This is a genomic window from Parvibaculum sp. (assembly GCF_049672805.1).
GTDB lineage: Bacteria > Pseudomonadota > Alphaproteobacteria > Parvibaculales > Parvibaculaceae > Parvibaculum.
Genome location: NZ_JBATWS010000325.1, coordinates 1 through 11,033, shown reverse-complemented (window position 1 = coordinate 11,033; position 11,033 = coordinate 1). Strand labels below are relative to the sequence as shown.

The window sequence follows — 11,033 nt, the reverse complement described above, 5'->3', positions numbered from 1 at the left end:
ATTCAGGAATCAGCGCTTTCAGCCGGTGCGCGCCGCGTCTATCTGATCGAGGAGCCGATGGCGGCCGCCATTGGCGCCGGGCTTCCCGTTACAGAGCCGACCGGTTCGATGGTCGTCGATATCGGTGGCGGCACGACGGAAGTTGCCGTGCTGTCGCTCGGCGGCATTGTCTATGCGCGCTCGGTCCGCGTGGGTGGCGACAAGATGGATGAAGCGATCATCGCCTACATCCGCCGTCACCATAATCTGCTCGTCGGCGAAGCGAGCGCGGAGCGCATCAAGAAGGAAGTCGGCTCCGCAGCTATTCCCGCGGATGGCGATGGCATGACCATCGAGATCAAGTGCCGCGACCTGATGAATGGTGTGCCGAAGGAAATTGCCATCGGCCAGAAGCAGATTGCCGAGAGCCTTGCCGAGCCTGTCGGCGCGATCGTGGAAGCGGTGAAGGTGGCCCTTGAGGCGACGCCGCCGGAACTCGCTGCCGATATCGTGGACAAGGGCATCGTGCTCACAGGTGGTGGTGCGCTGCTTGCCAATCTGGATCAGGTGCTGCGCGATGAGACCGGCCTGCCGGTCAGCATCGCCGATGATGCGCTTTCCTGCGTCGCGCTTGGTACGGGCAAGGCACTTGAACATATCCGGACGATGAAACACGTCCTTTCATCGGTGTATTGAACGCAACGCAGCGGCGATCCCGGCCAAGGGTCGGGCAGGCGAAGGACGGTCGGCCTTACCGAGAGAGCAGTAGCAAGTCGTCATGGAGCCCAATCGCACAGCTCTGCCTTTCCGCGAATTCTCTCATCGGATTTCGCTGATTTTCATGCTGACGCTGGCGGCGGCGCTGCTGCTGCTCGGCCGTGCGGAAACCTATGTCTTTGACAGGGCGCGGCAGGTTGTCACCGATCTTGCGGCCCCTCTGCTCGAAGTGGCCTCGCGTCCCGTTGCTGCAACCCGTCGCCTTATCGAGCGCACGGATGAATATGCCTATGTCTTTGACGAGAACGAGCGGCTGCGCGCGGAGAATGCGCGGCTGCTTGCTTGGAAAGAAGAGGCGCTGAAGCTTCAGGCGAAGGTCGCGCGCTATGAAGCGCTGCTCAATGTGCAGGTCGATCCCTCGATCGAATATGTGAGCGGGCGGGTGGTGAGTGATTCCGGCGGCCCCTTCATCGACACGGTACTGGTGAATGTCGGGCGCGAGCAGGGCGTGCGCAGCGGTCTGGCGGTGATCGATTCAGACGGGCTTGTCGGCCGCATCGTTGCAACGGGGCCAAAGGCGAGCCGTGTCCTGCTGCTGACCGACCTCAACAGCCGCATTCCGGTGGTGGTCGAACCGGCGCAATACAAGGCAATCCTTGCTGGCGACAATACCGAATGGCCGACGCTTGAATATCTCGCCACGCAGAGCGCGGTGTCGGCGGGCGACCGGGTGGTGACGTCCGGCGATGGCGGGCTCATTCCGGCAGGCATTCCCGTCGGCCTTGTCATCCAGACAAGCGATGGAGAATTGCGTGTGCAGACCTTCAGCGACCGGGGTCGGCTCGACTTCGTGCGCGTACTTCAATATGAGTTCCCCTCCCAGGTGCGCAGGCAGGACCCGCCTGAACTGCTGCGGGGAGATGCCGACAGCGAAAGCGTGGAGGCGGCGGAATAGTCATGGCGAAGCTCGAGCCCTATTCCCCGACACCTGCAGCCCGCGCCGGACGCGTCGTTCTGACGGTGATGCCTTTCGTGATCGGCATTATCTGCGTGCTGCTTTCTTTCGTTCCCTTCGGCCGCATCTTCGGCTCGGCGCTCGTGCCGGCCTTTCCGCTGATGGCGATCTATTACTGGGCCATTGTGCGGCCTGAGATGTTTCCGCCGCTTGCCGTGTTCACGGTGGGTGTGCTGTTTGATCTTCTCTCCGGTGGCGAGATCGGGCTTTGGGGTTTCGTCTATGTCGTCACCTATGCCGTGATCGTACCGCAGCGCGTGATTGTGGTGAATGCGCCTTTCTCGGCGTTCTGGATCGGCTTCGCGCTCGCCGCCGCATTTGCAGGTGCGCTTGCCTGGATCGTGGTTTCAATTATTCACGGCATGCTCGTGCCGCCTGCATCCGTCATCAAGCACATGGCTGTGACGGTTGCCGTTTTCCCGCTTTTTGTCATGCTCTTTGGACGCATCGAAAGACGCGTCTTGCAGCGCGGCTAGGAGAGCGCGGATGCAGATCAACGGCAGAGACAGCAGCAGGTATCAGACCTTTACGCGACGCTCTGCGCTGCTCGCGGGGGTGCAGGCTGTTGCCTTCATCGTGCTTGCGGGGCGGATGTATTATCTGCAGGTACGAAAGAGCGACCAATACCGCATGATGGCGGAAGAAAACCGCATCGCCATGCGGCTTCTCGCGCCTCTGCGCGGCAATATCGTGGACAGGTTCGGCCGCGTTCTTGCGGGCAACCGCCAGAACTACCGCGCCATGATCATTGCGGAGCAGACGCCTGATGTTGAAGAAACGCTAAAGCGTTTTTCGCGCATCGTTCCTGTCGATGAGTTCCGGCACAAGCGCATCCTGCGCGACATTGCGCGTTCGCCGCGCTTCATGCCCGTCACGGTGGCGGAAGACCTTACCTGGGATCAGTTCGCGCAAGTAAACATCAATGAACCCGATCTGGCAGGCATTCTCCCTGATGTGGGCGAGACGCGCGACTATCCTTACGGCGAAGAATTCGCACATGTGCTTGGCTATGTCGCATCCGTATCGGAACGCGATCTTGAAAATGCACCGCGCGAGGATCAGCGTCTTTTGCGCCTGCCGGGCTTTCGCATTGGCAAGGAAGGTGTGGAAAAGACCTATGACCGTGAGCTGCGCGGTATGCCGGGTTCGAGCCATGTCGAGGTCAATGCCTATGGCCGCGTGATCCGCGAACTGTCAAAAGATCCGGGTAAGCCCGGCGGTGAAGTCGTGCTCACGCTCGATCTCGATGTGCAGCGCTTTGCATGGGAGAGGTTGCGCGGCGAAAGCGCGAGCGCGGTGGTGATGGATATTCATTCGGGCGATGTCATTTCGCTCGTCTCTGCGCCTGCCTACGATCCCAACCAGTTCAACATGGGCTATGGCACCGCTGAATATAAGGCGTTGCTCGAAAGTCCCTATCTGCCACTGATGAACAAGTCGCTGGCGGGCATGTATCCGCCTGGCTCCACCTTCAAGATGGTGGTGGCGATGGCAGCCGTGGAGGCGGGTGTGGACCCGTCGCATCGGGTTTCCTGTCCGGGCCACTATTCCCTTGGCAATCATGATTTTCATTGCTGGAAGAAGGGCGGACACGGCGCAGTCAATCTGCACGAAGCGCTTAAACATTCCTGCGACGTCTATTTCTATGATGTCGCGCGGCGCATCGGCATCACCGCGATTGCCGAGATGGCGCGCAAGTTCGGTCTCGGCCAGACCTATGATTTCGATGTGTCTGGTGAAAAGGCAGGGTTGGTGCCGACGCCCGAATGGAAGCGCGCGACGCGCGGCGAAGTCTGGCATCAGGGTGAGACCGTGATTGCCGGTATCGGGCAGGGTTATCTGCTCGCAACGCCGCTTCAGCTTGCCGTGATGACGGCGCGTATCGCCAATGGCGGGTTTGCGGTCACGCCCCGGCTGACACGGGCGATTGGCGGACAGTTGCTGCCCGTAAAGGAGCCGCCTCCGCTCAATGTAAGTGAGAGAGCCTTGCGCGCGGCGCAAAACGGCATGAACGCCGTTTCCAACGAGGCGGGCGGTACGGCCTATCGCTCGCGCATTGCCGAGCCGGGGCTTGAGCTTGCCGGCAAGACCGGCACAGCGCAGGTGCGCCGCATCTCCCGCGCCGAGCGCCTTTCGGGTGTTCTGCGCAACGAAGATATTGAATGGCGCCAGCGCGACCACGCGCTTTTCGTCTGCTACGCGCCCGTGCATGAACCGCGCTATGCCATGTCTGTCGTCATCGAGCATGGCGGGTCGGGTTCGGGTGCGGCGGCACCTGTGGCGCGCGACATCATGCGCGAAGTTCTCACCCGCAATCCCGCGCGCCCGCAGGCGCGGGGCAGGGTGCCGGGCGACAATAATTCGTCGAGGGCTGGCTGATGTTCGATCTGCGCCGTTTTACCGGACAGGAGATGCGTCTCACCGAGAAGCTTGCAGAGTTCAACTGGGCTTTTCTCCTGTTGCTCACGCTGATCGCCTCGATCGGGATTGCCATGCTCTATTCGGTGGCGGAAGGCAGCTTCACGCCCTGGGCGATGCGGCAAGCGGGGCGCTTCGCGGCTGGCGTCTGCATCATGATCGTGGTGTCGATGGTCGATCTTCGCCTGTGGATGCGTCTTGCCTATCCGCTTTACGCTGTTGCGCTCGTCATGCTGGTCGCTGTGGAAATCATCGGCTTTGTGGGCATGGGTGCCCAGCGCTGGCTCAATCTCGGCTTCATTTCCATCCAGCCGTCGGAAGTGATGAAGGTCACGCTCATTCTTGCGCTTGCCCGTTATTTCCACGGGCTCACGCTGGATGAGGTCTCGCATTTGCGCAACATGATTGTGCCGCTTATTCTCACCGTTGTGCCGGTGGGACTTGTCGTTTTACAGCCGGACCTTGGCACGGCGATCCTTCTGCTTGCATCGGGCGGGGTTCTGTTTTTCGTGGCGGGGCTTCGCTGGCGCTACTTCATCATTGCTGGCAGCGGCGTTCTCGCGGCCATTCCGATCATCTGGAGCCGGTTGCATGATTATCAGCGCAACCGCGTGCTGACCTTCCTTGAGCCGGAGCGCGATCCGTTGGGCACCGGCTATCACCTCATGCAATCGAAGATCGCGCTCGGCTCCGGCGGCGTGTTCGGCAAGGGGTTCATGGAGGGCACACAGAGCCAGCTCAACTTCCTGCCGGAAAAGCACACAGACTTCATCTTCACCATGCTGGGTGAGGAATTGGGGCTTGTGGGCGGACTTGTGCTGCTCACGCTCTATTTTGTGGTTTTGATGTTCTCGCTCAATGTGTCGCTGCAATGCCGCAACCAGTTCGGGCGGCTGCTCGCCATGGGCATTTCCATGATCTTTTTCTTCTACATCTTCATCAACGCGGCGATGGTGATGGGCCTTCTGCCCGTGGTGGGGGTGCCGCTCCCGCTGGTGTCCTATGGCGGCACGTCTATGCTCTCACTGATGTTCGCATTCGGCCTTCTGATGAGCGTCCATATTCACCGGCATCTGGAAATTTCACGCGGGCCCAGCGCCTTCTGGTAGGAGATTTCGGTCTTGCCCGGAAAGGGTGCAGGGGCCGCTAGACAGGCCGTCCATCCTTTGCTATAGGCAGCGCTCCCCACACAATTGGTGGGGCGGAGATGGTGGTTTCCACCGGTCGCTCAGGCGGCCCGGCGGGCGCATAGCTCAGTTGGTAGAGCAGCTGACTCTTAATCAGCGGGTCCAAGGTTCGAGTCCTTGTGCGCCCACCAAAATCCCCAGAAATCAGAAAACAGGCGGTCAGGTGTCGGTCAGGGCGATGTCGGCTGACCGTTTCGTGCCTCGCAGGCGGGGATCTCGCTCGCTCGCGTTCGCCATGCTTCTGACCAGCCCGCGCCATGCCCGATGCCGGGCATGATTCTCAGCGTGGCGCAGCCTTCCTCATTGAGCCTTGAGGCGATGGCCTGATTGATATCGGGCGGGACGACGGCGTCATCGCTTCCGACATAGTGTATCTGGGGCAGGCGGGTCAGCCGGGGCGCGTGGTCGGCCGGGTTGAGGGAGGCGCTGAGGGGCGTCACCTTGTGGTGTGTGGTGAAGGCTTCCGTGTCGAGCGGGGAGGCCACGGTTTTGAGCCATACTATGTCATCACGCCGTGCAGCGATGAGGGTGGCTACCGTCCCACCACCGGAATAGCCGACCAGCGCGAGGGTGGCAGCACCCGTCCTTTGCTTCAGCGTGTCGATGCTTGCATTGAGGGAGTCTATGACGGCTTCGCCATAGCGCCCGTCCGTCCACCATGTTTTCGTGCAGTTGCGTGCCGTCTCGCCACCCGCGAACTGGCAGGGGCGGGCGAGCCAGGCGACAGATGGTGCATCATCAGCGGCGGCAAGGCGGAGTGCTACCGGCTCAAGCGGCGTCGGGTCGGTGGAAGGTGTGTTTCGTGTACGCCATGCAAGGCCGTCGCCCTCGATATAAATGACCAGCAACGAGGTATCCGACGCGGCGCGCAGGCGGGCGTGAATATCGAAAGTGCCGGTTTCGATCAGAAGCGGCTGAAGCCCGCTCCCCCGCGCGATGTTATCGGCCTGCGCCGCGCGTTCCGCTGGCGGCGCGACGGTACAGCCGACGAGGTAAAGCATGAGGAGGCAAAAAAGGGCGAGGTTGAGGCGCATCTGATCTGCTCAAAAAGAAACACGGCTCTGGAGTGAACCAGAGCCGTACTTTTTTGTGTAGCGAAACCGGATCGCAAATGGTGTGTCAGGCACCGGCGGACTGGTGGGAACCCTCTCTGCGCGAGCGGGGCTTGCCGGCCATATGCTTGCCAGCACCAGGCTTTCCAGACCGTCCAGCGCCGTCACGCTTCGGGCCGCCATCACGCTTCTGGCCACCTTCGCGCTTCGGGGCGCCGTTGCGTGCTGTCTCGCCGCCCTTCGGCTTGCCGAAATGGCGACGCTTGCCCGGCTGGGCATCGCCCCCCTTGCGACGGTTGGGGCGGCCAGCACCCGGACGGGAAGGGGTGTAAGCGGGCACTTCAATCTGCTCGCCCAGCCATTCCGTCGTATTAACAACGGTGAGCGGGCGCTTTGTCAGCCGCTCGATGCTTCTCAGATGGCCACGTTCGGCTGCATCGCAGAAGGAGACGGCGATACCGCTGCGCCCTGCACGCGCGGTGCGGCCAATGCGGTGAACATAGCTCTCCGGCTCGTTCGGCAGTTCGTAATTGATGACATGGGTGATGTCCGAGACATCAATGCCGCGCGCGGCGATATCCGTTGCCACCAGAACGCGCGCCTTGCCATTGCGGAAATTGTCGAGCGCGCGCTGCCTTGCGCCCTGCGACTTGTTGCCGTGGATCGCCTCTGCGGCGACGCCCGACTTTTCAAGCTGCTCGCTGACGCGATTGGCGCAATGTTTCGTCCGTGTGAAGATGATGACGCGGGAAAGGTCTGCGTCATCGAGAAGTTTGGCAAGTAGCTCGCGCTTGCGCTTTCCATCCACATGAAGAACGCGCTGGTCGATCCGGTCAACGGTCACGACTTCCGGCGTGACTTCCACGCGCACGGGATCGCTGAGGATTTCGGCGGCGAGATGCTCGATGCTTTTCGGCATGGTGGCCGAGAAGAGAAGCGACTGGCGCTCTTTGGGCATGGCGGCGACGATCTTTGTCACGTCACGCACAAAGCCCATATCGAGCATGCGGTCGGCTTCATCAAGCACGAGCAGAGAGGTGCGGCGGAGATCGACATGCCTCTGGTTCATCAGGTCGAGCAGGCGACCGGGCGTAGCAACGAGAATATCGACGCCGCCCTGCATGGCGCGCACCTGACGGAACTGGTTCACACCGCCGAAAATGGCCGTGTGGCGCAGCTTCAGGTGGCGACCATAGGTTTCGATGCTCTTTGCGATCTGCACGACGAGTTCGCGTGTCGGTGCCAGGATGAGTGCGCGGGCCTGCTTCGGCTGGCGCTTCTCAAACACCGCAGCAAGCTGCTGGAGGATGGGAAGGGTGAAGGCGGCTGTCTTGCCGGTGCCCGTCTGGGCGAGGCCGAGAAGGTCCCGACCATCAAGAAGGGCGGGAATCGACTGGGCCTGAATGGGGGTCGGATGGGTGTAACCCGCGTCCCCAAGGGCGCGGATGAGCGGTTCGGCAACGCCGAGATCCGCGAAAGTCTTTTCAGTCATTTAAAAGGTCTGCTCTCAAGTCAACGCCTTGCGCCGACCACCATGGCCGGAACTTTAACGCGGGGTCTTGCCGCGTTCCAACGCGCTTGGAATCGGGAAGGGAGTGAATTGTTTCGGGATCAAGCGGTGCCGAGGCAGCGCGAAGCGCGCACACGAGAACAATCGCCGTTCACATGGGCCTTTTCCTGTAGGATGTCAAGAAAGAAGCGGGAGAGGGGCGGGAAGCGTTCCCGCGCGGATTGTCGCGGCGGACGGCGAGGGGCATCATCAATGCCTCATTTTCCGAGGGTGGCCGATTCGATGATTACTGCCTATCTCCCCGCGAATGGCATGTTGCGCCCCGTTTCCGTGGCGCGGGGCGAGGCCATTCCGCAAGGCACTGTCTGGATCGACGCGCTGCTGCCGGATGATGATGATCTCACCTTTCTCGACAGGGCGCTCAACCTGGATGTGCCGACGAAAGAGGATATGAACGAGATCGAAATGTCGAGCCGTCTCTATCAGGAGGGGGATGCGCTCTACATGACGGCGACGATGGTGTGTCAGGCGGATACGCCGGAGCCGAGCATCGTGCCTGTGACTTTCGTTCTCTCCGATCACCGGCTTCTCACATTGCGCTATGCGGAGCCGACGCCGTTTCGTCTTTATGCGGCGCAGGCGCAGCGACATGCCGTTCCATGCGCGGGGGGAGAGGAGGTTCTGGCGGGCCTGCTCGATGCGATCGTTGACCGTCTGGCAGACCTTCTGGAGCGGGTGCAGGGGGATGTTGAAAGCATCTCTCACGAGATTTTCAAACCCAAGGGCACAGCGAAACGCGATTATTCCGATATCATCGCGCGTATCGGCCGGGCGCATTCGCTGACATCGCAGGTGAAGGAAAGCCTTGTCAGTTTCGGCCGGCTCGCGGGCTTTGTTGCACGGCCGACCGAGGTGAAACTGTCGAAGATCGCGGATCACGGCTTCAAGACCTTCACGCGCGACGTGACGGCGCTTGGCGATCACGCGGCCTATCTTGCGAACAACATCAACTTCCTGCTGGATGCAACGCTTGGCGTCATCAACAACGAGCAGACGGGCATCATCAAGATTTTCTCCGTTGCTGCCGTGGTCTTTCTGCCGCCCACATTGATTGCGAGTATTTACGGCATGAATTTCGAGGTCATGCCGGAGCTTTCTTTCGCTTATGGCTATCCGATTTCGCTCGGTGTCATGGTGCTCTCGGCCATTCTTCCCTATCTCTTTTTCAAATATCGCGGCTGGCTATGAGCGGTACACGCACGGAATGGATCTGGATTCGTCATGCGCCGGTGCAGGGGCAGGAGAGCCGGTATTATGGCCGTCTCGATGTCGCGCCGGAGCCTGTGGACCCCGCGCTTGCGGCGGCTATCGGACGGCGGCTTCCGCCTGTTGCGGTCTGGCTCTGCTCGCCGCTCACGCGGACGCGCGTGACGGCGCTTGCGCTCCGGTCAGGTGTTGATCCGGTGGCGGTCAGCGATTTCACCGATCAGAATTACGGGCTGTGGCAGGGGCGAAGCTATAATGATGTCTTTGCCGCCAACCGCACGCTCGACTGGGCCTGGCCGGCCGAGATCGTGCCACCGGAAGGCGAGAGTTTTGTCGATATGGCGACCCGTGTTTATGACGGGGTGCGGCGGCTGACCGAGCATTATGCCGGGCATACGATTGTCTCGGTTGCGCATGGTAATGTTATTCGCGCGGCGATTGCGCTGGCACTCGACATCGATCTTGCAACGGCGTTGCGGATTGATGTTGCGCCGCTCTCGATCACGAAGCTCGGACATCGCGTGGTGGATGGCGCGTCGCAATGGAGCGTCGGCTGCATCAACCACGAAGTGAGCGCGTGAGGGCTCAGCCCTTGCGGGCTTCTGCTTCCCAGAGCGAGACGACTTTCGCGATGTGGTTTTCCATTACTTCCAATGCCTGCACGACAAGGCCGATGCGGCGACCCGTCATCTCCTGATAGGAGGTGGCCATGAATATGCCACTCGCATGGGTTTCGATCTCGTCGCAGAGATCGGCATCCGCGCCGCTATGGCGCAGCGTTTCGGCAATCTCCTGAAGCCGGGTCGCGGCGTGGCGCGTGTCTTCTGCGGCGCGGTTTGCAGCTTCCGCCACGCTTGCGAGGTCGTCATGGGGCAGGGCGGTGCGCGGTTCGCCCGGCTTGATAGCCGCGATGGCGGCACGCGCCTCGCCCATGGCGCGGCGCATCTCCTGCATTTCGTGATAGAGGAAGCCGAAGCGGGCTTCCGCCGCCGTTTCCCGCGCGAGGTCGTAGAGTCGCGTGATGGAGGAAATCACTTCCTGCGTATCGGCGGCACGGTGGCGGCGGGCAAATTCTTCCAGAAACCAGCGGCCTTTCGGTGTCGAAAGGACGGCCTCCCGGATGGCGTCATATTCATCCTGATCGATCTGGCTGGCGGCGTCGGTCATCACTGGCTCCGGGGCATGGGAGGCGCCATTATCCCGTGCATTCGTTTCCCATTCGTTGCACCCCGTTAAGCGCTTGCCGCGCGGGCGGGGACGTGCGAGGGAAAGAGCATTCACCCATCAGAGCAGGGCAGACGCGTGCAGCTTCCGATCGATATTGAGAGCATCAAGGGCTTCATGGATGCAGAAGAGGGCCGGGCGCTTCATGAGGCGGCGCTGGAGGCCTCGCGGCTTGGGCCGGTGCTCGAAATCGGCTCCTATTGCGGCAAGTCAGCGGTCTATATCGGCACAGCCTGCCAGAAGAATGGGGCGGTTCTCTATGCGCTCGACCATCATTATGGCTCGGAAGAAAACCAGAAGGGCTGGGAGCATCATGACGAGACGCTCTATGACCCGGAAACGGACCGGCTGAACACCTTTCCGCTCTTCCGCCGTACGCTGCGCCTGGCGAAGCTCGAGGATACGGTGGTGCCGCTTGTCGCGCCCTCCGAAGTTGTTTCGAAGGGCTGGATGACGCCGCTTTCGATGGTGTTCATCGATGGCGGGCATGGCATGGAACCGGCGATGACAGATTACCGCCTCTGGGCGCCGCGCGTGATGCCGGGAGGCATTCTCGCGATCCATGATGTTTTCCCGGACCCGAAAGATGGCGGTCGCCCGCCTTACGAGATATACAAACTGGCGCTGGCGTCCGGGCTTTTCGCAGAAGAGCGTGTGGTGAAGAG

Annotated in this window: 11 protein-coding genes and 1 tRNA gene; 9 read left to right on the top strand and 3 right to left on the bottom strand. The window is 61.2% G+C overall.

Going from position 1 to position 11,033, the window contains the following annotated elements; all coding sequences use genetic code 11:
- From WBF74_RS10325 to WBF74_RS10300, 6 genes are all read left to right on the top strand, one after another.
- The coding region (locus tag WBF74_RS10325; protein ID WP_424439160.1) for a rod shape-determining protein at positions 1-675 on the top strand (675 nt) is incomplete at its 5' end.
- An 82-nt stretch (positions 676-757) separates the two neighbouring features.
- Positions 758-1,651, top strand: coding sequence for a rod shape-determining protein MreC (gene mreC / locus WBF74_RS10320; RefSeq protein WP_424439157.1), 894 nt, complete (start codon positions 758-760; stop codon positions 1,649-1,651).
- A gap of 2 nt (positions 1,652-1,653) precedes the next feature.
- Positions 1,654-2,187 (top strand): rod shape-determining protein MreD, encoded by a 534-nt coding sequence (mreD, locus tag WBF74_RS10315; protein WP_424439154.1) that lies wholly within the window; start codon positions 1,654-1,656, stop codon positions 2,185-2,187.
- A 10-nt stretch (positions 2,188-2,197) separates the two neighbouring features.
- Positions 2,198-4,090: a penicillin-binding protein 2 gene (mrdA, locus tag WBF74_RS10310; RefSeq protein ID WP_424439152.1), complete on the top strand. Its 1,893-nt coding sequence runs from the start codon at positions 2,198-2,200 to the stop codon at positions 4,088-4,090.
- Entirely contained in the window at positions 4,090-5,238 is a 1,149-nt protein-coding gene (gene rodA / locus WBF74_RS10305) for a rod shape-determining protein RodA (RefSeq protein WP_424439149.1), read from the top strand. The genes mrdA and rodA overlap by 1 nt, the downstream gene beginning before the upstream one ends.
- A 133-nt stretch (positions 5,239-5,371) precedes the next feature.
- Positions 5,372-5,447, top strand: a tRNA-Lys gene (locus WBF74_RS10300).
- Positions 5,448-5,486: 39 nt separating this feature from the next.
- Here WBF74_RS10300 and WBF74_RS10295 read toward each other — a convergent pair.
- On the bottom strand, positions 5,487-6,350 hold the full coding sequence (locus WBF74_RS10295) for an alpha/beta hydrolase family protein (RefSeq protein WP_424439146.1): 864 nt from the start codon (positions 6,348-6,350) through the stop codon (positions 5,487-5,489).
- Between the two features lie 85 nt (positions 6,351-6,435).
- Positions 6,436-7,860 (bottom strand): DEAD/DEAH box helicase, encoded by a 1,425-nt coding sequence (locus WBF74_RS10290; RefSeq protein ID WP_424439143.1) that lies wholly within the window; start codon positions 7,858-7,860, stop codon positions 6,436-6,438.
- Between the two features lie 300 nt (positions 7,861-8,160).
- On the opposite strand from WBF74_RS10290, the gene WBF74_RS10285 reads away from it, so the two are divergent.
- The gene (locus WBF74_RS10285) at positions 8,161-9,126 is read left to right on the top strand and encodes a magnesium transporter CorA family protein (RefSeq protein ID WP_424439140.1); all 966 of its coding nucleotides are present in this window, start codon (positions 8,161-8,163) and stop codon (positions 9,124-9,126) included.
- On the top strand, positions 9,123-9,725 hold the full coding sequence (locus WBF74_RS10280; RefSeq protein WP_424439137.1) for a histidine phosphatase family protein: 603 nt from the start codon (positions 9,123-9,125) through the stop codon (positions 9,723-9,725). The genes WBF74_RS10285 and WBF74_RS10280 overlap by 4 nt, the downstream gene beginning before the upstream one ends.
- Before the next feature lie 4 nt (positions 9,726-9,729).
- Here the strand turns inward: WBF74_RS10280 and WBF74_RS10275 are convergent, their stop codons facing one another.
- Positions 9,730-10,311: a hypothetical protein gene (locus WBF74_RS10275; RefSeq protein WP_424439134.1), complete on the bottom strand. Its 582-nt coding sequence runs from the start codon at positions 10,309-10,311 to the stop codon at positions 9,730-9,732.
- Positions 10,312-10,446: 135 nt separating this feature from the next.
- Here WBF74_RS10275 and WBF74_RS10270 point away from each other — a divergent pair.
- Positions 10,447-11,033 (top strand): class I SAM-dependent methyltransferase (locus WBF74_RS10270; protein WP_424439131.1); only part of this gene is annotated, 587 nt, incomplete at its 3' end.